This window comes from Agrobacterium tumefaciens (genome assembly GCF_013318015.2).
GTDB lineage: Bacteria > Pseudomonadota > Alphaproteobacteria > Rhizobiales > Rhizobiaceae > Agrobacterium > Agrobacterium tumefaciens.
This window is the reverse complement of record NZ_CP115842.1, coordinates 2044719-2065446: the sequence shown is the minus strand read 5'-3', so window position 1 is coordinate 2065446 and position 20728 is coordinate 2044719. Positions and strand designations below refer to the sequence as shown.

Below are 20728 nucleotides of genomic sequence, written 5' to 3'. Positions count from 1 at the left end.
AAGACAGCGGGTCATCGCAACTGATGGCCGATCAGGCATCAAGGTCCACGCAAACAGCGACGGAAAGCGATCGCATCGGTTTCTTCGGCAAGGTCCCAAGTCATGGCGATTTCATCTCCGATGGGCTCGAGCGGGAATTGATCGGTACCTTTGACGGCTGGATGCGATCCGGCATGTACGCCGGTGCGGATATGTTTACGGGCCGATGGCCCGAAATATTCTCTTCGTCGCCACCCATACGCTTCATCATTGAGCGCGGCATATGGGGAAACTGCGCCTATGTCGGTGTACTGGTGCCGAGTGCGGACCGGGTGGGACGCAAATATCCGCTCGCCATCATCGCGCAGCTCAATGGCTTCCGCGAACATCCACGAAGCCTCTATCTCGACGACACCTGGTTCATGGCCGCGGAGGCGCTGGCGGAGACATCGATGACCCGCGATTTCGACATCTCCCGGTTTATTACTTCGATCAAAAAACTACGTCTGCCAAAATCGCGGGAAGAGGAGGATGTGCCGGAAATGGTGCGCGGCCGTATGCCGACGAGCCTCTGGTGGTATATCGACCCGGTCAGCCGTCGTGCCCGCGGCCTCAAATTTGACGGCAAACCCAAAGCCTCCGATTTCGTGCGCCTCTTTAGCGACATGCCGGGCAAAGGCGGCGAGGACCGTTCAACGCCAGCGCCAATTCCAGCAACGGCGCCGGAGGAAACAAAACAGCAAATGCCGCCCGTGGCGCCAGCGCCTGCGCCGGCAGCGGAACAGCCGTCATCTGTGACCTACAGCTATGCCACACACCCTGGAACGCGGCTTTCCCTGAATGCGGACGCTCTTTTCGTTTCCCAGACACCTTCCCTCTTCGCCATAGCGGATGGCCAAGGTGATTCGCACAGCGCTGCAGAGGCCGCCCGTCTCGCCACGAATATTCTTGCGGAAACGCCAGATGCCGAAAACCCGGAGATGATGGCGCAACAGATCAGGGGAAGGCTTGGCACCATCAACAGCCTGCTCCTCTCCCGCCAGACGACCGGTGCCGATGTCAGGCCGATGGCCAGCGTCGTCATAGCTTCGATCATCTCGCGCAGGCTGAGCGTCCTGTGGTCTGGTGATGCGCGCGCCTATCTCCTGAAAAACGGCACCATGCACCAGCTTTCGCGCGATCACGTCGTTGTCGGCATGAAAAAGCAACTCTCGCAATGTGTCGGGCTTTCCCAGCAGTTCCGGCCGGACATCGTTTTCGAGGAGTGGGGTTTGCAGGACAGGGTCCTGCTGTGCAGTTACCCGCTGGTGCAGATCCTCCGGGACCGCGCCATCGCCGAGATCGTCTTCAACACCCCGGTCAAGGATTGCGCCAATGCCCTGGTCCAGGAAGCTCTCATCGAAAACGCCCGCGAGAATATAAGCGCTATTGTGATTGGAAACCGGCGTGAACAATGAACTTGCCTATCCGGAGGTAGCCGCACGCTTTTCCGACCTTTGGCGAAGCATCCGCCATGAGGGCACGCGGCAAAGAAGCTATCAGGAGCAGCAAGACCTGATCGACCAGATCCGAAATGCGCTGGATCGAAAATTACCAGATATTTCTGGCGAAAAACCGGACTGGATTGCGGACAGCTTTGCCGTGAATTTCACAGCTTACCAGAGCGAGACGACACTTTTGCTCCAATTGCGCCACCGCGATCTCGGCTCGCTGCACGCGCTTAAAACCGCGCCACCTGCCCGCAGGGACGACACCGTTTTGCTGCACCGTTTATGGGACGAGGCCGAGATCGGGCTCGCGCTGCGCCATCCCTGCCTTGTGGAAACGTCCGCCCTTTTGCGGTTACCCGATGGTCGGCCGGGTCTGTTGCAGCCGTGGTTTGCGCACTCACTGGCATCGATCATATCTGCGCAACCGATTGCCGCCTCGGAGGCGATCGTGATCCTTCGCCGCGTGCTGCAAGCGCTGAGTGCAGTGCATGCATTTGGATATGTGCACTGCGACGTCACGCCCGCCAATATTCTGCTGTCGGATGGTAAGTTCGAAACGGCAAGACTGGGCGACTTCGGCATCGCCCTGCAGATTGGTCGTAAACACGCCGGACAGGGCCTGCGCTTTGCTGCCTCAACTGAATTTTCGCCGCCGGAACAAATGCAAGGCGCACCTGCAAAGCCGGATCAGGATATATATGCCGTGGGAAGGCTCGCCAGGCGGCTAATCGAGACGGATAAGGCACAATCACCGCAATGCCTCGCAGATCTTGCGGACGCCTGTTGCCATTATGATCCCGCTTTGCGCCCACAATCGGCAATGGAAGCTTTACAGCTTCTGTAACGCCTCATTGGTCAGTTGCCGCCGCCGGGAAGCGGCGCCGCCGCAGTCGGCACACTCTTCTGGAACACGGTCAGCAGCTTGGCCGAATCCACCAGCGGCGCGTTGCTGGCATAGAGCACATCGCCCTTCTGCATCTGGAAGAGCTGCATGAGTGCGATGCTGGAAGCGTCGCGCATGTTGACGTGATATATCACAGGCCGCATGGTCGTGGCCGTCGCGACCGGGCCTTTCGCGCCCGGTATCCTTGCGGCTGGAACCTGAACAATCTCATTGCGGAAGACATAGACATTGCGCGCGTCTGCGCGGTCATCCAGCAAGCCACCGGCGCGGCCGACGGCCTGCGCAAGGGTCAGCTTTCCGGCTTCAAACTGGAATTCACCGGCACTCTTGAAGGCACCGAGTGCGGTGTAGCTCGCCGCGTCGCCATCGATCATGATCTGATCATCCGGTGACAGGCGGATGTTCTGACGGTCTTCTCGCATGACGCGGTCAAGAGGCACGCTGGCCCTTTGCGAGCCGCGAACGACGGTGACCGTGGCCGCGCCCGCAGCGACAGTAGGGCCACCTGCTTGATTGAGCGCATCGAGCACCCGCTCCTGCCGGGCGGTGAGCACGATCTTTCCGGGATTTTTCACCGCGCCGCTGAGCATGACGGCGCTCGTCGGCTTATCAACGACAGTAACGACGGCCTGCGGATTCACGGCCGACCCCTTGAGGCCGGCAACGACCTGCGATTGCAGCCCTTCCGGTGTGGAATCAACAACTCTCTGTTTGCCAACAAATGGAATATTCACCGCGCCGCTCTGATCCACTGTAAAGCGGCCGAGATTAAGCGTCTTGCTCTGTGTCGGGGAGAAAAGTCCGTCTTCTCCCGTATCCAGCACGGTAATGTCGATAACGTCGCCGCGCCGCAATCTCTGGGAGTTGTAACCGGTGTTGCGAAGCGCGGTAAGGCCGGGCCCGGAGGCGTTCTGTGTGCTTGCGGCGGAAACCGTGGCTGCCGATGCGTTAGCCAGCTCGATGACGGGGATTTTCTCGTTGGTTCGCGGTAAAGTCGCAGACCGGATATTGCCTGCGGTCGGTCCGTCAGATGGCTTTGCACATGCGCTCAGAAGAGCCATCAGCAAAATCGCCCCCAACTTTTTCATCCCTCGTCCCCTCAATGATTCAACCTGACGCAGAGATATCATCCCGACACGTCATCGCAACAACTTTAGCGGTTGCAATTTATGGAAAACCTTCTGTCGAAAGAAAGGGTGTGACCATTCCGCAACCTTTTTGGATCCGGCCGAAGCAAACTCCTAGAATGCACCGATGAGAAATAAGCAGGACAACGACTCCGGTGGCGGCAATTGGCTTCTCCAAACCGCATGCAGGAGCCAAGGCTTTCAACAATCCCGCAGCGCCGAAATCAGCCCGCCCTCAAAACGATCCCGAGCACTTGTTTCCTGTTTACATCGTTGGAATGCCATCACCGACAGAAAAAGACTGTCTGCCGCAGCAAACTTGCTCCCCTATACACAGTTGACAAAAACCCGTTGAGCCGATGGAAGCCGTTTCCTTATCAAGGAACTCGCCTCTAATTGCAGCCGCTTGTTTTGGCGTTCGTGTGGCTTTCCCACGATCTCCGCCACCCCGCACTGGTTCTGATGATTTTATCGAGCTTCCCTGGCGCGGCTCAAACGGGTCCAGTTGCTGTGTACAGCGCGGAACAACTTTTTCAAGGCGATAGGATCGCTGCAGAGGAGTCAAAGCGCTCCAGCCTGGCCAGCGTTTGCTGACCCAGTTCCACGGCACCGAAACCCTTCGCTCGCTGGAACTCGGCTTCCGTGCTGAACACCATGCCCAGCACAACTTTCGTCGTGCCATCCTGATCTTCAGGCCCACGCATCGGCATGTTGTGGCCCGTTTTCGCCCCATAGCAGCGTATAGGCGATCCTCTCTTCGGACCGGACCTCGACATAACGATGATGGTTCGGAAAGACTGTTCCGCCAGGGCCGATCATGTCAAAGACCCATGCGCCGCCGGTCCGCCGGTCAATGCTCTTCATGCGGCGGGAAAAGCCGTCAGGACCCCGCCATTGTGGCAGCGCCTCTTTGTTCATCCAGCCTTTCCAGACGATGTTTCGCGGCACCTTCATCGTTCGCTCCAGCACCATGGTTCGCCCGGCCACGCTGGCCAGATTGCTGAGACCGGCACTGAAACCTTGTTGATAGCCATCGCGCATATCCTCCGCCAGCGAGGAAAGCCGCTCCGTTACGGTCAAGCGGCTACGCTCTTTAACAGCCTGAAATGTGTTTCAGCGTGGGATTTGACCCCTCCATGGCGCGAGAGGCTGACCCCCGCCACGCCGAAGAAACGGCAAATTGATCAGCGTGTTAACCTGCCCCAACCAGGGTCAATTTTTCCGCGAGGCGTACAGGAAACGATAGACGTCGCCGCGCCTGTGATACGTGGCATAGGCGTCGAAATCCGTAGGCTCAAAACGGCGAAGGGTTAACTGCGAGGTCTGGATGGGTAGAGAGGTCTCAGGAAACACTCATCAGCCTTTTCAACCACCCCGGACGTCTAGTGGCGAGATCTGTGAACCGCAAGTCGTCAAACCTCGATCGGAAAGGAAAATCCGGCCTTTACCCGGTCCATGACGACCATGGTCTTGAAGCCCTTGATATCGTGGTTTTCGTAAAAGAACCGCCGGGTAAAGGCCTCATAGTCCTCCATGTCCTTGGCGGTGATGACCAGAATGAAGTCGGCATCTCCCGTCACATAATATCCGATCATCACTTCCCGGGTCGCGCGGATGGCCGCCTTGAAGCGATCGACAATATCGGCGCGTTCGCGCTCCAGTGAAACGAGCACGATCATGGTAATGCCGCGCCCAACGGCCTTCGGCGACACGATGGCGACATCCGCTTCGATGACGCCATCTTCGCGCAGACGTTTGAGGCGCCGCTGGCATGCGGTCGGTGAAAGATTGACGAGTTGCGCCAGCTCTTCCGACGTAAGGCGATTGTTTTTTTGAACGGCCTCAAGCAACGCCTTGTCCGCTCTATCGAGAGTATTCATGCACAAATCCTGCGTACGGAACCTAAAATAAGCGAAATTCCGGCTTGAACGATATAATTAACGCAGTCAACCGCTCAATGCGCTTGATTAGTCTCCCTGTAAATCTACCGGGAGCTCCATATGAGAAGTATTGCAAGCACTGCATTAAAAAACCTGCGGCGGCCCGATTTGATCGAGCGACGCGCTTTTCTCCATGGCAGTTGGGCTGCTCGCGATGAAACGCTCAGTGTCATTGATCCGGCGACCGGAGAAGATCTCATCGGTGTGGCGGCATGTTCGCTTGAGGATGCGGATGATGCCGTCAGTACCGCGAAAAATGCCTTTCCAGATTGGCGCGACAAACTTCCAACCGAACGCGGGCAGATCTTGCGCGAATGGGGCAAGTTGATGCGCAACAACGCGCATGATCTCGCCGTCATAATGACGGCCGAACAGGGCAAACCACTCTCGGAATCGCTTGGTGAAATTGCTTACGCTGCCAATTTCCTTGATTGGTTTGCCGGCGAAGGCGAGCGCGCCTACGGCGAGACGATACCGAGCCATTTGCCCGACAGCCGTGTCTCGGTCCAGATGCAGCCGCTAGGCGTCACCGTGGCCATCACGCCGTGGAACTTTCCCTCTGCTATGATCACCCGCAAAGCGGGCGCAGCGCTTGCCGCTGGCTGCACAATGATCGTCAAACCGGCGCCTGAAACACCCCTCTCGGCGCTCGCTTTGGCAAAGCTCGCTGAGGAAGCTGAAATGCCCGCCGGCGTATTCCAGGTCATCACTGGTCACGCCGCACCACTTGCGCATCGCCTGTTGCAACACACCGATGTGCGCGCATTTTCCTTTACCGGCTCGACTGAAATCGGTCGTATTTTGCTGGCGCAATCGGCGGCGACCATCAAGAAGGCCTCGCTGGAACTTGGAGGTCACGCGCCCTTCATCCTGTTCGACGACGCCGATGTCTCCAAAGCCGTAAAAGGTTGCATCGGGGCGAAATTCGCAACATCGGGGCAGGACTGCCTCGCTGCCAACCGGATTTACGTCCAGCGAGGTATTTATGACCGCTTCGTCAGTCAGTTCGGCAAGGCAAGTGCCGAACTCAAGGTCGGCCACGGTTTCGAGGCTGGCATCGATATAGGGCCGATGACACGCCCCTCCGTCGCTGAAAAGTGCCGCAAGCAAATCGCGCAGGCCCTCTCTGCCGGTGCACAGCTCATCTGCGGCGGGCAGGACAGTCCGCTCGGCGGCAATTTTGTCACCCCGACCGTGCTGGCCGATGTCACGGACGACATGCTGATCGCGCGGGAGGAGACCTTCGGTCCTGTGGCCGCGATCTTGCCATTCGATGACGAGCGGGAGGTCGTGCGACGCGCCAACTCGACGGAGATGGGGCTTGCGGCCTATCTCTACACCAACGATCTCGGCCGGGCGATGCGTCTGACGCATCAACTGGAATATGGCATGGTAGCCGTCAACACGCCGAAATTTACCGGCGCGCCCGTTCCCTTCGGCGGCTGGAAACAGTCCGGCCTTGGTCGTGAGGGCTCGCGTCATGGTCTCATGGAATATCTCGAACCCAAATATGTCTGCTTCGGCAACTTAGCTGCGTGAAAAGGAACTCGCCTATGACAATCGACGTCAAGAATATTGCGGAAATGGATCGAAACGCCGTTTTGCACCCTTTCACGCAGCTCAAGGATTTTGCCAGCGGCAAACTCGGCGAGCCCACCATTGTCGAAACCGGCAAGGGCATCCGCATTCAGGACGCGCACGGCAAGCAGTTGATCGACGGTTTCGCCGGTCTTTATTGCGTTAATGTCGGTTATGGACGTACCGAGGTGGCTGAGGCGATTTCACGCCAGGCCTACCGCCTTGCCTATTATCATTCCTATGCCGCCCACACGACGGATGAGCTGGCCATCCTTTCCGATCGCCTCGTCAGAATGGCACCAGGCAAAATGAGCAAGGTCTTCTACGGCATGTCAGGGTCAGACGCCAACGAGACACAGGCCAAGCTCGTTTGGTATTACAACAATCTGCGCGGCAAGCCGCAAAAGAAGAAAATCATCTCCCGCGAACGGGGATATCACGGCTGCACCGTGGTTTCCGGCTCAATGACCGGCATGAGTTTTTATCACGACCATATGGACCTTCCACGGGCCGGCATCCTGCATACAGGCGTTCCGCATCACTATTGGGGCGCAGAAGCCGGTGAGACGGAGCTGGAATTTTCGAGGCGGCGCGCGGAAGAGCTGGACGCGCTTATTCTGCGCGAAGGACCGGACACGATTGGTGCATTCATCGCCGAGCCGGTGCTCGGAACGGGCGGTATCACACCGCCGCCGGAAGGTTATTGGCCGGCCATTCAGGAGGTTCTCAAAAAATACGATATCCTGTTGATTGCCGATGAGGTTATTACCGGCTTCGGCCGCACGGGTTCGATGTTTGGTTCACAGCATTATGGCATTGAGCCGGATCTGATCACCGTCGCTAAAGGCCTGACCTCGGCCTATTTCCCGCTTTCCGGCGCTATCGTCGGGGAGAAAGTCTACAAGGTGATGGAAGAAGGCGCGGATCGCGTCGGCGCCTTCTCCCACGGCTACACCTATTCCGGCCATCCTATCGGAGCGGCGGCTGCAAACGCCGTGCTCGACATCGTCGAAAAGGAAGACCTGCCAGGCAATGCACGAGCCGTTGGCAGCTATTTCCAGGAACAACTGAAGGCGAAGTTCGCCCAGCTTCCGATCGTCGGCGAGGTGCGCGGCGTGGGACTGATGGGCGCTATCGAATTCGTGGCGGACCGGGAAAAAAAGACGCGTTTTGCCCCTCAACTCACGGTGGGTGCACGCGTTTCCAAGGCAGCGCGCAACGGCGGTCTCATAGCACGCGCCATGCCGCATGGCGATATTCTGGGCTTTGCACCGCCGCTCGTTACGACCCGGGAGGAAGTCGACGAGATCATCGCCATTGCTGAAGCCGCTGTCCGCAGTGTCATGGATGATCTGGTCCAGGCCGGCGAGAAAATCTGATCGGCAGCTTCAGTTTTCAACGTCGCAAATGCTGCTCATTTCGACAGCAACTGCGCCTCTTTGCAGCGCAGTTGCTGTCTACGCTGCATAAGGCTTCATCTTTTCATAGAAGCATGCATAATGTCATGAAATTACCTTCGTCGAAAACGAGACAATTTCATGCGTCGTCAAGCCAATTCACCCAGCCCAGATCCAGTTTCCCCAATGAGACCGGTGGCATGGCGACCGACGCTAGCCAAGCAGAAAGGCGAAACGAAACATTCCGCACTGACGGAACGCATCATAGCTGATATCGACGCTGGCGTTCTGAAGCCGATGGACCGCATGCCGACACACCGCGATCTGGCCCGCGAACTCGGCCTTTCTGTCCAGACGGTCAGCCTTTCCTACAAGGAGGCGGAGCGGCTTGGTTATCTCAGCGGCGAAATTGGCCGCGGAACCTTCGTGAAGACGCGGGTGACGGAGCGGGCAGGTCGTATGATGCTTGATCACAGCCCAACCGAGGTGCTCGATCTATCCATCATCCGCGGCGTTTACCTCGATGACCATGAAAATGCCTCGCGCGCCATTCTTCGCGAGATGGCCGATGGTGACAATTCTGGCTTCATGCGCCCCTGCCGGCCGGTCGCGGGGCTCGAGAGCCATCGCGAAACGGCCAGAACATGGCTTGGCATGATGGGCGTGACAGCCGGCCCGGAACGCATTCTTGTCACCAATGGCGCGGCGCACGGCATTTTTCTCGCTCTGAGCTGCATTATCCGCTCTAACGACGTGGTGCTCTGTGAAAACCTGACCGACCACGGCATTATCGGCCTGTCTAATATTCTCGGCTTCAGCCTAAAGGGCTTACCCACCGACGAAGAAGGCATTTTGCCCGAAGCGCTGGAGGCCGCCTGCGCAGCCGGAGGTGTCCGCGCTCTGGTGCTCATTCCCACGCTTAACAACCCGACCGGGCATGTGTCGGGCGTAGCGCGAAGGCAGGCCATCGCCGCAATTGCCGAGCGGTACGGCATTTTTGTCATCGAGGACGAGGTCTACCGTCCGATGATCGAGGATGATCTGCCATCCATCACCGAAATGCTGCCTGATCTGGGCTTCTTCGTCACCAGCTTCACCAAGACAGTGTTGACAGGGCTGCGCGTCGGTTATCTCGTCGTGCCACCCGCCTATTCCATCCGCGCCGCCTCCATCCTGCGTGTGTCGAGCTGGAGCGGGACATATCTCACGGCCGAGATCGCTACCCGTTGGGTCGAAAACGGAATGGCACGGCTGCTGCTGGATGTCCAGCGCACCGAGGCCCGTGCGCGGCAGAAAATCGCCATGGACATACTGGGCCACCATATAGGGTCGACCCACCCCCTCTCCCTCTGCGCCTGGCTGAAGGTTCCGCAGCGCTGGACGGAGGACGGCCTGGTGCGCGCGCTCACGAACCAGAACGTCGCGGTAACCCCGTCAGAACCATTTATTGCCGGTCCTAGCCATGGCGGCGGCATTCGCATATGCCTCGGCGGCCGCCTCAATCATGCAAGCCTCGCCAGGGCTTTGACCACCGTGCGGCAGACATTCGAGCAACTGCCGCCGGTCTACGATATCGGGTCAATCGGCTGAGGCTGCCATCCGAAAATCATTGAATCATTACAATATAATAATTGACATGATTTTATTTCGCTCTCAACATGACAATCATGAAGAGCGAAAACCTGTCCATATCCGCCGCCGACAACTTGCTTCCAGTCTCACTGGCCGCAATAAAGCGAGCGGCGGCGCGGCTTACGGGACAGGTGGAGCGCACACCGCTGGTTCGCTCGGACTTTCTCTCTGAGCGCTGTGGTCATCCCGTTCATCTCAAACTTGAAACCCTTCAGCCCATCGGCGCCTTCAAATTGCGCGGCGCGATGAACGCCATTCTCTCGCTAGACGATACGACGTGCCAGCGTGGCCTCGTCACCGCCTCGACGGGCAATCATGGCCGGGCCGTGGCCTATGCCGCAGACAAACTCGGCATTCCCGCCACAATCTGCATGTCGGCGCTGGTGCCGGCAAACAAGGTGGAGGCGATCCGCGCGCTCGGCGCGGAAATCCGGATTGTCGGCAGATCACAGGATGATGCGCAGGAGGAAGTGGAGCGCCTGACCAAAAGCAGAGGCTTGACCGCTATCCCGCCTTTCGATCACGCCGACGTCGTGGCTGGCCAGGGCACTATCGGGCTCGAGGTCGTCGAAGACATGCCTGAACTGGCGACAATTCTCGTTCCTCTATCGGGCGGTGGCCTTGCGGGCGGTATCGCCGTTGCGGTGAAGGCGCTGAAGCCGGAGGCACGTGTCATCGGCGTTTCCATGCAGCGGGGCGCGGCCATGCATGCGTCAGTCACTGCCGGGCGGCCCGTCCCCATCCAGGAAGAAGAAACGCTGGCGGATTCGCTGGGAGGGGGGATTGGATTGAAAAACCGCATCACATTTGCGCTCTGCCAATCTCTTCTCGATGAGATCGTGCTGGTATCCGAGGAAGAGATCGCAGCCGGCATCCGCCATGCGACGCATGAAGAAGGTCTGACGGTCGAGGGTGCCGGCGCAGTCGGTTTTGCGGCGATCCTCTTCGGCAAGGTGGACATCACCGGCCCAACCGCGATCATCGTGTCGGGTGGAAATATCGATCCGGCGGTTCACAAGACGATCATCGAAGGGCCTGCCGCATGAGCCAAATCAACATCCTAACCGAAAAAGATCTGCGCGCTGTCGTGAAGCTCGACCTCTCAGCAGTCGACTGCGTGGAGCAGGCCTTTGCAGCACTCGCAACCGAAGCGGTCGCCATGCCGCCGATCTTGCGGCTCGATATACCAGAGTTTCGTGGCGAGGTGGATGTAAAGACGGCTTATGTGCCGGGTTTCGACGGTTTCGCCATCAAGGTCAGCCCCGGCTTCTTCGACAATCCCAAACTCGGTCTGCCGAGCCTCAACGGGCTGATGATCCTCTTCAGCGCAAGGACCGGACTGGTGGAGGCCCTTCTTCTCGATAACGGCTACCTCACAGATGTGCGTACCGCCGCAGCCGGGGCGGTCGCAGCACGGCATCTCGCCCGTAAAGATGCTTCCGTCGCAGCAATTTTCGGAGCGGGCATGCAAGCCCGTCTGCAGTTCGATGCGCTGAAACTGGTGCGACCCATTCAATCCGCACGCATCTGGGCTCGTGACCATCAAAAGGCCGAGGTGCTCGCAGGCGATCTGACCCGCCAACACGGTATCGAGGTCATCGCCGCGGCCGATCCGCAAACCGCTCTCCGGGGCGCCGACATCGTCGTGACCACGACGCCAGCCGAAAAGCCGATCCTGTTTGCCGGCTGGCTTGAAGAAGGCCAGCATCTGACGGCCATGGGATCGGATGCCGAACACAAGAACGAGATCGATCCGGCCGTATTTTCCAGGGCGCGCTATATCGCAGACCGGCTTTCGCAGACCCGAATTCTCGGTGAATTGCACCACGCTATCGCCGCGGGGCCTGTAACGCAGGATCAGGAATTCACCGAGCTCGGTGCTGTCATCGCTGGCAAGGCACGCGGTCGCGTATCGAGGGACGACATCACCTTTGCCGATCTGACCGGCACCGGAGTGCAGGACACCGCCATCGCCAATCTCGCCTTTACCCGCGCAAAAGACGCCGGCAGCGGCCAAATCATCGAAAACAGTGTGAAAATGGGAGACGCAGCGTGAGCGTAACGCTGAACTTTACGCGCGAGGAGTATGCCGCGCGCCTGTCCAAAACCCGCGACGCCATGGAAAAGGCAGGCATCGACCTGCTTGTCGTCACCGACCCATCCAACATGCATTGGCTGACGGGCTATGACGGCTGGTCCTTCTATGTCCACCAATGCGTGCTGGTGCCGCCGCAAGGCGAGCCGATCTGGTATGGCCGCAAGCAGGATGCCAATGGCGCCAAGCGCACCGCCTACCTCGCCCAGGACAACATCATCGGTTATCCTGACCACTACGTTCAATCGACCGAACGGCATCCGATGGATCTGTTGTCGAAGATCGTCGATGACCGGGGCTGGTCAGGCCTGTCGATCGGCGTCGAGATGGACAATTATTATTTCTCGGCTGCTGCCTTTGCATCCTTGCGGAAACATCTGCCGAACGCCCGCTTCAAGGATGCCGCCGGTCTTGTAAACTGGCAGCGCGCGGTCAAAAGCCCGACCGAACTCGACTATATGCGCAAGGCCGGCAAGATCGTCGAGCTGATGCACAAACGTATCGTTGACGTAGTCGAGCCGGGCATGCGCAAATGCGATCTCGTCGCCGAGATCTACGATGCCGGCATTCGTGGCACCGCAGAATTCGGCGGGGATTATCCCGCGATCGTACCGTTGCTCCCGTCGGGTGCCGATGCTTCTGCGCCGCATCTGACATGGGACGACAAGCCGATGCGCTTGGGCGAAGGCACTTTCTTTGAAATCGCCGGCGCTTATCGCCGTTATCATTGCCCGCTCTCTCGCACTGTCTTTCTCGGCAAGCCGACGAAGGCGTTCCTTGATGCGGAGAAGGCCACGCTTGAGGGCATGGAGGCCGGTCTTGCGGCTGCCAAACCCGGCAATACCTGCGAAGATATCGCCAATGGGTTTTTCGCGGTGCTAAAAAAATACGGGATCATCAAGGACAACCGAACCGGTTATCCCATCGGCCTCTCTTATCCGCCGGACTGGGGCGAGCGCACCATGAGCCTGCGCCCCGGCGACCGCACGGAGCTGAAGCCCGGTATGACGTTCCATTTCATGACCGGTTTGTGGTTGGACGACATGGGGCTCGAAATCACCGAGAGTATCGCCATTACCGAAACGGGTGTCGAATGCCTCTCCAATGTGCCGCGGCAACTGTTCGTGAAAGGCTGAGAGATGTTAAGCACCGCGCTACGCCCCTCACCTATCACGTCGTCGGTCGATTTTGACAGGAAAGGCGTGCAGCACGGTCATCTGCGGCTACCATACAGCCGCGATGACAGTGCATGGGGGTCGGTAATGATCCCGATCTGCGTGATCGCCAACGGCGAGGGGCCGACAGCCCTTTTGACCGGCGCCAATCACGGCGACGAATATGAGGGGCCGGCCGCACTTTTCGAACTTGCCCACACACTCGATCCAGATGACGTCAGCGGGCGTATCATCATCGTGCCAGCACTCAACTATCCGGCCTTTCGCGCGGGAACACGCACCTCGCCGATCGACCGCGGGAACCTCAATCGCAGCTTTCCCGGTCGTCCGGACGGTTCCGTGACGGAGAAGATCGCCGATTACGTGACCCGCCATCTGTTACCGCTTGCGGATATCGTTCTTGATTTTCATTCAGGCGGCAGGACGCTTGATTTCCTGCCTTACGCTGCCGCTCACGAATTACCCGACAAGATACAGGAAGCCCGGTGCTTTGAGGCGGTGGCAGCTTTTGCTGCCCCCTATTCGATGAAGATGCTGGAGATTGACGCCGTCGGGATGCTGGACACGACGGCCGAGGAACTGGGAAAGGTCTTTGTCACCACCGAGCTTGGCGGCGCGGGCACGGCCAGTGCAAAAACGATCGACATCGCCCGCAAAGGTACCATCAACCTGCTGCGCCATGCAGGCATCCTGACCGGCGCCGCGGTGCCGACGCCGAGCCGCTGGCTGGATATGCCCTCCAACGATTGCTTCACCTTTGCCGAAGATGACGGGCTCGTCGTCTTCGTCCGCGATCTCGGAGACACGGTCACGGCAGGTGAAACCATCGCCAGGGTCTACCCTGTTGGAAAAACCGGTCTTGCGCCGGTCGAATACCGCGCCTCTATCAGTGGCGTGCTCGCAGCGCGCCACGTTCCCGGCCTCATCAAGGCCGGCGACTGCCTTTCCGTCATCGCCACGGTCACGGAGAATACCTAGTCCGAAGAATGAAGTGAGATCCGAAAACGGACCACGCAACCCAACCAGAGGAGTTAGAACATGAATATGACAAAACTCGCCGGGCTTTCCGCCCTTGCTCTTTCCATTAGCGTGACAGCGGTCAGCGCACTCACCCTCGAGGAGGTGAAGAAGCAAGGCTACATTCGCGCAGCGACTGCCAATGAAGTGCCCTATTCATACATGCAGCCCGACGGCACCTCTGCCGGCATCGGCCCCGATGTCGCAAATGCAGTTCTGAAATCGATGGGCATCGAGGAGGTCAACTGGACGGTGACCCCATTCGGCACGCTGATCCCCGGGCTGAAGGCGCGTCGCTTCGACTTCGCAGCCGCCGAACAGAACATTTCGCCCGAGCGCTGCAAGCAGGTGGCCTTCACCGAACCGAACTCGTCCTATGGCGAAGGCCTGCTGGTGAAGAAAGGAAATCCTAAAAAGCTGACCACCTATGCCGATATTGCCAAGGATCCTGCATTGAAGGTCGCCGTCGTATCTGGCGCCAACAATGTAGACTTCCTGCGCGCCGTCGGCGTCAAGGAAGATCAGATCGTCTTCATCCCGGCCAATGCAGATGCCATCCCCACTGTCCAGAGCCGCGCCGATGCCTATGCCGCCACGGAACTGACAGTGTCAGAACTGGCCAAGGGCCAGGCCAATGTCGAGCAGGTGAAGCCCTTCGTTGATCCTGTCGTGAAGGATGCGCCTGTGCGCAACTACGGCGGTTTCGCTTTCCGGCCGGAGGACAAAGAATTGCGTGACGCCTTCAACGCCGCGCTCGTCGAATTCCGCAAGACCGACGACTACAAGAAAATCCTCGCAAAATACGGCCTCTCCGAACAGAGTATCGCGGCAGCGGCCGAAAAGAAGGTCGCCGATCTCTGCGCCGGAAAATGACGCCAGCCGGCGCCCGGGCATTACCGGGCGCCGATTACCATGAACTCGGGAACACTCCAGATGGACATGACCGCCTACCTGCCGATGTTGTGGCAAGGCGCCGTCGTCACCATGACGATTACGCTCGCAGCCCTTGTTGTCGGCACGGTACTCGCCTTTTTCTTCGGCATTCTTCGCGTCGAGGGTGGACCAATCCTCTCGACTGTCGCGTTGTGCTACACGGAGGTGTTTCGCGGCACCTCGCTGCTGGTCCAGCTTTTCTGGTTCTATTACGCGCTGCCGCTCGTCGGTCTGAGTTTCGATCCCGTCACCACCGGCGTCATGGTGCTCGCCGCCCATGCGGGTGGTTATGGCGCCGAGATCGTTCGCGGCGCGTTATCTTCCGTTTCGGTGCAGCAGCTGGAAGCCGCACGAGCGTTGAACTTCACGCGGATGCAGACGCTGTTTCGCATTTCCTTGCCGCAGGCGATCGTCGAGATGATGCCGTCCTTCGGCAATCTAGCCATCGAAACGCTAAAGCTTTCCTCACTCGTATCGCTGATCTCGATTGCCGACCTCACCTTCGCGGCACAGTCGATCCGCAACCTGACGCTGGATAGCACCAGCATCTATTCGATCACACTCCTCTGTTATTTCGCGATGTCGCTGATCCTGATGGCCATCATCCGGGTGATCGAACATGTCGTGCGGCGCGGCAATGTCTTTCCGCGCACTCGCCATTCGTAAGGATATTCAGTCATGATGTATGGTTACGAATGGGACACGACCACCTGGATCACCTACACGACCTCGATCCTGCCCATCATTTTGATCGGCCTGACGGTAACGCTGAAAGCAGCCGCCGCCGGCTTTGCCATCGCGCTTATTCTGGGGCTGGTTTTTGCGCTGCTGCGCCGCAGTCGGGTGAAATTGATTTCCTGGCCGACCGCAGTTGTTGTCGAATTCCTTCGCGACACTCCGCTTCTGGTGCAGCTTTTCTTCCTCTATTACGTTCTTCCGGAATTCGGCATCGTTCTGCCGGCGTTTCTCACCGGCGCGCTGGCGCTGGGCCTTCAATATGCCGCCTATACGTCTGAGGTCTATCGCGGCGGCATGGAGGCGGTGCATCATGGCCAGTGGGAAGCCGCGACTGCGCTTAATCTGACGCGCATGCAGACGTATCGGGATATCATCATCCCGCAGGCGATCCCGCGCATAGTTCCGGCCATGGGCAACTATCTTGTCGCCATGATCAAGGAAACGCCGGTGCTTTCCGTCGTCACGGTTCTAGAGATGATGGGGCTGGCAAACATGATCGGCGAGCGCACCTTCGAATATCTGGTGCCGCTGACGCTTGTCGGCCTGATCTTCCTTCTTCTGACCATAATCTGCTCAGCAGGCCTCAGCCGCCTGCAAAGGGCGCTTCCAAAAGCAGGAATACCCTTGCGATGACAAACAATACCAATCAACCGCTGATCGAATTTTCCGATGTCACAAAGCGGTTCGGCATTTTGACGGTCCTCGACCAGTTCAATTTCAGCGTGGCAAAAGGTGAAAAAGTCACTCTTATCGGTCCTTCCGGCTCCGGTAAGTCGACGGTTCTGCGCATTCTCATGACGCTGGAACCGTTCCAGGAGGGAAAGCTGACGCTGGCGGACATTTCCTACCATCAGGCCGGCGGCAAAGGCCCCTTCCAAGCCTCGGAAAAACACCTGCGCCAGATCCGTAACCACGTCGGCATGGTTTTTCAGAGCTTCAACCTCTTCCCTCATATGACGGTGCTGCGCAACATCGTGGAGGCGCCGGTGTGTGTACTGGGCATTGCCCGGCCGGAGGCAGAAACACGGGCAATCGAACTCCTGAAGATGGTCGGCCTGGCCGACAAGAAGGATCACTATCCAGTGCAGCTTTCTGGCGGCCAGCAGCAGCGTGTCGCCATTGCCCGCTCTCTTGCCATGCGCCCGCGTGTCCTGCTTTTTGACGAACCAACCTCCGCCCTAGACCCCCAGCTGGTCGGCGAAGTGCTTTCCGTCATCCGTGGCCTGGCCCACGAGCACGATTTGACCATGTTACTTGTTACCCACGAGATGCGTTTCGCTCGGGAAGTGTCGGACCGGGTCTGCTTCTTCGACAAAGGGCGTATTTGTGAGCAAGGAACGCCAGAAGAAATCTTCGGCGCACCAAAGGAAGATCGGACCCGCGAGTTCCTGTCATCCGTTCTGCGGTAACCGCACTCTCACACGACCAGGAAACAGCCATGACCACAGCGACGACGAGGTGGCAGACGTGCTCGATGATGCTGAATAGGGTGGTCAGACCGAAGGCGACCTGAAGCAGTTCTCCGAGGCGGCTGAGCAAAATAGCCGTCGCCCGCCGCAACGTCTCGTCGCTGCGGCGGGATTAGCTCATTAATCAAGTGTTGGCGAGATTGACAACGCCGTAAGATGTTGGCATTATAGACAACAAGAAGGCGCTCACGATCACAGAACACAAAAGTGTTGGTGCCGACGGCAGCATTATCCAGTTCGTTATTTGGAAAGTTCCAACGCCTGTTCCCCCAACCGAACATGGGTTCAAATATCGCATGGTCTATGCCCAGAACGGCATTAGGGTTGTGGGCTTCGACAATGAGCGGGGTAAAGGCGATCACATACATCTGTGCGGCCATGAGCTTCCTTACCGGTTCACAACAATCCACCAACTGATTGAGGACTTTTTATTTGAGGTCGAAAAACGGAGGCAGTCATGAGAACTTTGACCATCACGACAAACGCCGACTGGAAATCGGCATTACGCGTAGCAGGTAAGCGCGCTGGTATTGGCCTCGAAAGCGGTGAGTATCAGGGTGAAACGCTAAACTTTGAGACACCCGGCACATTCTTTTCGCGTCTCACCGAGCGCCGTTGGGAACTACTGAACGTCCTTCTGGGAAGTGGAACGGTTGGCGTGCGAGAGCTTGCGCGCAGACTGAACCGGGACGTCAAGCGCGTCCATGAAGATGCTGCGGTGCTAGTCGAGCTGGGACTGATTGAGAAGGACGAGCGCGGTGCATTAAGTTGCCCGTTCGAGCATATTCATATCGATATGATGATGGTGTCAGCAAGACAGGTGGCGTGATAGGAGAGAGGGCGCTGACGTTTAGCACGATTAGCGTCGATTATGGCGAGAGGAACCGCCTTCGGCCCTTCGCCTCCCGGTCCCCTCGATACGGACACGGCATTCTGTTGATCTGAACCCTTCATACTGGACCGTTTTTGGTTAGAGTGTTCCGGTGCATTTTCCTGGCTGGGAAAGGAACGGAAGACGATGAAAGCATCGCAGTTTTCGGACGCACAGAAGACGTTCATTCTGAAGCAGGGCGATGAAGGAGTGTCGGTGGCGGAAATCTGCCGGTGCCACTCCAGTTCCGCCGAAGTGCGGACGAAAATTGGCTGGTCGCCAGCACTGGCTGCGCAGCAAACCAGACACGGTTTGGCAGGCCCGACCAGATGGCCAGGAGCATTCACATGAAAGTTGAAAAAATCACTTTAAATCCAGGCGATCAGGTTCCCAACAACCAGACCTTCCCTGTCATCATCTATCGACACGTCGGCTCGCCATTCGATTGCGCTGCTTTCGAGGCACTGTTCGCACGAAACGGATGGCGCGGCATCTGGCGCAATGGTGTGTTTGCCTATCACCATTACCACAGCGGCGCGCATGAAGTTCTGGGCGTGGGGGGCGGTGAAGCGACGTTGCAGATTGGCGGGCCGGATGGGCAAACCTTGCACGTTACGCAAGGTGACTGTCTGGTCTTGCCAGCCGGTACGGGCCACATAAAGCTGAAATCCTCTGCGGATTTTCAGGTTGTCGGCGCTTATCCACCCGGCCAGGAGGCCGATGTTCAGACGTCTGCACCAACCAGCGCGATGCTTGCACAGATAAAGTCTTTGCCAAAGCCGACGACCGACCCCGTGCACGGAGCATCAGGTGGCCTGATCGATCTCTGGTGAGAATGAGCCGGGTTTTCGAAACCTGCCAGCTTCCATCACTAGTAAGAAGTATTGAGACTGCTCCGAGATTCACGCCTCGGAAAGCTCCTGCTTCACTGCTCCCCCCGCAACGCGCGCAATACTCAGGAGTCGCTCTATGTCGCGGCCAATCCGCGCCATGGCGGAGAGACCGACCATGGTCGAACTCACGAAATCCGCCAGACGCTCAGCCTCTTCCGGATGGCGCGCGGCAATATAGGAGCGGATCACGCCCTCTGCCGCCGTGTGAAAAACGCTGGCTGCGGCACGCGCCTCTTCATCATCGCAGCGCGTACCTTCCAGAACGAGGCAGCCAAGGGCTGCGGAATGAGCGGCATAACGCCTTGCCGCATCTTCCAGCAACGCCGCAAGGCATTCCCCAACCGGACGATCCGGCCGCAGGATATCGGCAAGAGGAATTGCTTCCGTGCCGGCATAGAGATCAAGAACCCTCTTGTAGAGGCCCATCTTGCTACCGAAGGCGGCATAGAAGCTCGGCGGGTTGATGCCTAACACCGAGGTGATCTCCGCGACGCCGACAGCATCAAAGCCACGCGCGTGGAAAAGCTGCTTGGCCGTGGCCACAGCCTGATCAGGATCAAAACGGCGCGGACGGCCGCGAGAGCGAAGGTTTTTTGTATCAGTCATTACATAATATCTTGACGAGTGAGCTGCTTCGTATTTATGTATCGATCATTAAATTAATTTTCAAGGTCATGGAGAGTGCTCGTGTTTCAAGGAAAATCCGTTCTGGTTCTTGGCGGCAGCCGAGGCATAGGCTCAGCCATCGTGCGGCGGTTTGCAGACGAAGGTGCAAAGGTAACGTTCACCTATGGCGCATCCCAAGGTGCGGCGGAAGAGCTGGCGAAGGCGACGGGCAGCACTGCCATACGGGCGGACAGTGCTAACCGCGACGAAGTCATCCGCGTCGTGCGTGCCAGTGGTCCTCTGGACATATTGATTGTGAACTCCGGGATCGCCATTTTTGGCGATGCTCTCGAGCAGGACCCTGATGCCATCGACCGTCTGTTTCAGATCAACATCCAGACGCCCTATCACGCCTCTGTGGAGGCGGCGCGGCAGATGCCTGACGGTGGCAGGATCATCGTTATCGGCTCGGTCAATGGAGACCGGATGCCGGTGCCGGGCATGGCCTCTTACGCAGTTTCCAAATCGGCCTTGCAGGGGCTGGCGCGCGGTTTGGCACGCGATTTCGGGCCGCGCGGCATCACCATCAACGTTGTGCAGCCCGGCCCGATCGACACCGACGCGAACCCGGAAAACGGGCCGATGAAAGACCTGATGCACAGCTTCATGGCACTCAAGCGCCACGGACGGCCGGAGGAAGTGGCCGGCATGGTGGCCTGGCTTTCCGGGCCTGAAGCCGGTTTTGTGACGGGCGCGATGCACACGATCGATGGCGCATTTGGCGCCTGATAAGCAGATTGCCTGATTGTTTGCGGCCGGTTTCGGGACAGCACGATGGTGTTGCTCCCGAAACCGGCGAATAGAATGCGGCGAAGGAAATTTCG

At 58.3% G+C, this 20728-nt stretch carries 20 protein-coding genes and 1 pseudogene; 17 read left to right on the top strand and 4 right to left on the bottom strand.

What is annotated here, in order from left to right:
* The first annotated feature begins 23 nt into the window (after window positions 1-23).
* Both tagF and G6L97_RS22820 read left to right on the top strand, forming a co-directional pair.
* Complete coding sequence (gene tagF / locus G6L97_RS22825; RefSeq protein WP_025594822.1) at window positions 24-1436, top strand: type VI secretion system-associated protein TagF; 1413 nt, start codon at window positions 24-26, stop codon at window positions 1434-1436.
* On the top strand, window positions 1426-2313 hold the full coding sequence (locus G6L97_RS22820; protein ID WP_026331016.1) for a protein kinase domain-containing protein: 888 nt from the start codon (window positions 1426-1428) through the stop codon (window positions 2311-2313). The genes tagF and G6L97_RS22820 overlap by 11 nt, the downstream gene beginning before the upstream one ends.
* An 11-nt stretch (window positions 2314-2324) precedes the next feature.
* Here G6L97_RS22820 and G6L97_RS22815 read toward each other — a convergent pair whose 3' ends face one another.
* From G6L97_RS22815 to G6L97_RS22805, 3 genes and pseudogenes are all read right to left on the bottom strand, one after another.
* The gene (locus tag G6L97_RS22815) at window positions 2325-3461 is read right to left on the bottom strand and encodes a polysaccharide biosynthesis/export family protein (protein WP_174003853.1); all 1137 of its coding nucleotides are present in this window, start codon (window positions 3459-3461) and stop codon (window positions 2325-2327) included.
* Between the two features lie 572 nt (window positions 3462-4033).
* Window positions 4034-4607, bottom strand: a pseudogene (locus G6L97_RS22810) (SRPBCC domain-containing protein); the annotation flags it as partial.
* A gap of 305 nt (window positions 4608-4912) precedes the next feature.
* Window positions 4913-5380 carry an Lrp/AsnC family transcriptional regulator gene (locus G6L97_RS22805; protein ID WP_019566776.1) on the bottom strand — a complete coding sequence of 156 codons (468 nt, stop codon included), beginning with the start codon at window positions 5378-5380 and terminating at the stop codon, window positions 4913-4915.
* A gap of 120 nt (window positions 5381-5500) precedes the next feature.
* Here G6L97_RS22805 and G6L97_RS22800 point away from each other — a divergent pair, with 120 nt between their 5' ends.
* The 14 genes from G6L97_RS22800 to G6L97_RS22735 all read left to right on the top strand — a co-directional run bounded on the left by G6L97_RS22800 (window position 5501) and on the right by G6L97_RS22735 (window position 19178).
* Window positions 5501-6979, top strand: coding sequence for an NAD-dependent succinate-semialdehyde dehydrogenase (locus tag G6L97_RS22800; protein ID WP_025594823.1), 1479 nt, complete (start codon window positions 5501-5503; stop codon window positions 6977-6979).
* A 14-nt stretch (window positions 6980-6993) separates the two neighbouring features.
* Window positions 6994-8397 carry an aspartate aminotransferase family protein gene (locus G6L97_RS22795; protein ID WP_013761006.1) on the top strand — a complete coding sequence of 468 codons (1404 nt, stop codon included), beginning with the start codon at window positions 6994-6996 and terminating at the stop codon, window positions 8395-8397.
* A gap of 159 nt (window positions 8398-8556) precedes the next feature.
* Entirely contained in the window at window positions 8557-10005 is a 1449-nt protein-coding gene (gene ehuR / locus G6L97_RS22790) for a MocR-like ectoine utilization transcription factor EhuR (protein ID WP_174003851.1), read from the top strand.
* A 68-nt stretch (window positions 10006-10073) separates the two neighbouring features.
* Entirely contained in the window at window positions 10074-11093 is a 1020-nt protein-coding gene (eutB, locus tag G6L97_RS22785) for a hydroxyectoine utilization dehydratase EutB (RefSeq protein WP_174003849.1), read from the top strand.
* Complete coding sequence (gene eutC / locus G6L97_RS22780; RefSeq protein ID WP_174003847.1) at window positions 11090-12103, top strand: ectoine utilization protein EutC; 1014 nt, start codon at window positions 11090-11092, stop codon at window positions 12101-12103. The genes eutB and eutC overlap by 4 nt, the downstream gene beginning before the upstream one ends.
* Entirely contained in the window at window positions 12100-13278 is a 1179-nt protein-coding gene (doeA, locus tag G6L97_RS22775) for an ectoine hydrolase DoeA (RefSeq protein ID WP_035200473.1), read from the top strand. Before eutC ends, doeA begins: the two co-directional genes overlap by 4 nt.
* A 3-nt stretch (window positions 13279-13281) precedes the next feature.
* Window positions 13282-14295 carry a N(2)-acetyl-L-2,4-diaminobutanoate deacetylase DoeB gene (gene doeB, locus G6L97_RS22770; RefSeq protein WP_111783913.1) on the top strand — a complete coding sequence of 338 codons (1014 nt, stop codon included), beginning with the start codon at window positions 13282-13284 and terminating at the stop codon, window positions 14293-14295.
* 60 nt (window positions 14296-14355) lie between these two features.
* On the top strand, window positions 14356-15207 hold the full coding sequence (gene ehuB / locus G6L97_RS22765; protein WP_004431450.1) for an ectoine/hydroxyectoine ABC transporter substrate-binding protein EhuB: 852 nt from the start codon (window positions 14356-14358) through the stop codon (window positions 15205-15207).
* A gap of 60 nt (window positions 15208-15267) precedes the next feature.
* Window positions 15268-15933: an ectoine/hydroxyectoine ABC transporter permease subunit EhuC gene (ehuC, locus tag G6L97_RS22760; RefSeq protein ID WP_019566767.1), complete on the top strand. Its 666-nt coding sequence runs from the start codon at window positions 15268-15270 to the stop codon at window positions 15931-15933.
* 12 nt (window positions 15934-15945) lie between these two features.
* Window positions 15946-16638, top strand: a complete 693-nt coding sequence (ehuD, locus tag G6L97_RS22755) for an ectoine/hydroxyectoine ABC transporter permease subunit EhuD (protein ID WP_004431448.1) — start codon at window positions 15946-15948, stop codon at window positions 16636-16638.
* Entirely contained in the window at window positions 16635-17414 is a 780-nt protein-coding gene (gene ehuA, locus G6L97_RS22750) for an ectoine/hydroxyectoine ABC transporter ATP-binding protein EhuA (RefSeq protein ID WP_174003846.1), read from the top strand. Before ehuD ends, ehuA begins: the two co-directional genes overlap by 4 nt.
* A 224-nt stretch (window positions 17415-17638) precedes the next feature.
* The gene (locus G6L97_RS22745) at window positions 17639-17935 is read left to right on the top strand and encodes a toxin-antitoxin system TumE family protein (RefSeq protein ID WP_321186305.1); all 297 of its coding nucleotides are present in this window, start codon (window positions 17639-17641) and stop codon (window positions 17933-17935) included.
* Window positions 17932-18303, top strand: a complete 372-nt coding sequence (locus G6L97_RS22740) for an HVO_A0114 family putative DNA-binding protein (protein WP_065705564.1) — start codon at window positions 17932-17934, stop codon at window positions 18301-18303. The genes G6L97_RS22745 and G6L97_RS22740 overlap by 4 nt, the downstream gene beginning before the upstream one ends.
* Before the next feature lie 389 nt (window positions 18304-18692).
* A complete protein-coding gene (locus G6L97_RS22735) occupies window positions 18693-19178 on the top strand; it encodes a cupin (protein WP_035200458.1) in 486 nt (161 codons plus the stop codon).
* 69 nt (window positions 19179-19247) lie between these two features.
* On the opposite strand, the gene G6L97_RS22730 is transcribed toward G6L97_RS22735, so the two are convergent.
* Window positions 19248-19844 carry a TetR/AcrR family transcriptional regulator gene (locus G6L97_RS22730; protein WP_035200456.1) on the bottom strand — a complete coding sequence of 199 codons (597 nt, stop codon included), beginning with the start codon at window positions 19842-19844 and terminating at the stop codon, window positions 19248-19250.
* Window positions 19845-19925: 81 nt separating this feature from the next.
* Between G6L97_RS22730 and bdcA the strand changes: the two genes are divergently transcribed.
* A complete protein-coding gene (bdcA, locus tag G6L97_RS22725) occupies window positions 19926-20633 on the top strand; it encodes an SDR family oxidoreductase (RefSeq protein WP_035200455.1) in 708 nt (235 codons plus the stop codon).
* Window positions 20634-20728 lie beyond the last annotated feature (95 nt).

Coding starts and splice junctions, on each gene's coding strand:
- G6L97_RS22805 (WP_019566776.1), bottom strand. CDS start 5,380: ATGAATACTCTCGATAGAGCGGACAAGGCGTTGCTTGAGGCCGTTCAA.
- ehuC (WP_019566767.1), top strand. CDS start 15,268: ATGGACATGACCGCCTACCTGCCGATGTTGTGGCAAGGCGCCGTCGTC.
- G6L97_RS22740 (WP_065705564.1), top strand. CDS start 17,932: ATGAGAACTTTGACCATCACGACAAACGCCGACTGGAAATCGGCATTA.
- tagF (WP_025594822.1), top strand. CDS start 24: ATGGCCGATCAGGCATCAAGGTCCACGCAAACAGCGACGGAAAGCGAT.
- G6L97_RS22815 (WP_174003853.1), bottom strand. CDS start 3,461: ATGAAAAAGTTGGGGGCGATTTTGCTGATGGCTCTTCTGAGCGCATGT.
- eutB (WP_174003849.1), top strand. CDS start 10,074: ATGACAATCATGAAGAGCGAAAACCTGTCCATATCCGCCGCCGACAAC.
- G6L97_RS22795 (WP_013761006.1), top strand. CDS start 6,994: ATGACAATCGACGTCAAGAATATTGCGGAAATGGATCGAAACGCCGTT.
- eutC (WP_174003847.1), top strand. CDS start 11,090: ATGAGCCAAATCAACATCCTAACCGAAAAAGATCTGCGCGCTGTCGTG.
- G6L97_RS22730 (WP_035200456.1), bottom strand. CDS start 19,844: ATGACTGATACAAAAAACCTTCGCTCTCGCGGCCGTCCGCGCCGTTTT.
- ehuR (WP_174003851.1), top strand. CDS start 8,557: ATGCGTCGTCAAGCCAATTCACCCAGCCCAGATCCAGTTTCCCCAATG.
- doeB (WP_111783913.1), top strand. CDS start 13,282: ATGTTAAGCACCGCGCTACGCCCCTCACCTATCACGTCGTCGGTCGAT.
- ehuA (WP_174003846.1), top strand. CDS start 16,635: ATGACAAACAATACCAATCAACCGCTGATCGAATTTTCCGATGTCACA.
- ehuD (WP_004431448.1), top strand. CDS start 15,946: ATGATGTATGGTTACGAATGGGACACGACCACCTGGATCACCTACACG.
- G6L97_RS22800 (WP_025594823.1), top strand. CDS start 5,501: ATGAGAAGTATTGCAAGCACTGCATTAAAAAACCTGCGGCGGCCCGAT.
- G6L97_RS22735 (WP_035200458.1), top strand. CDS start 18,693: ATGAAAGTTGAAAAAATCACTTTAAATCCAGGCGATCAGGTTCCCAAC.
- ehuB (WP_004431450.1), top strand. CDS start 14,356: ATGAATATGACAAAACTCGCCGGGCTTTCCGCCCTTGCTCTTTCCATT.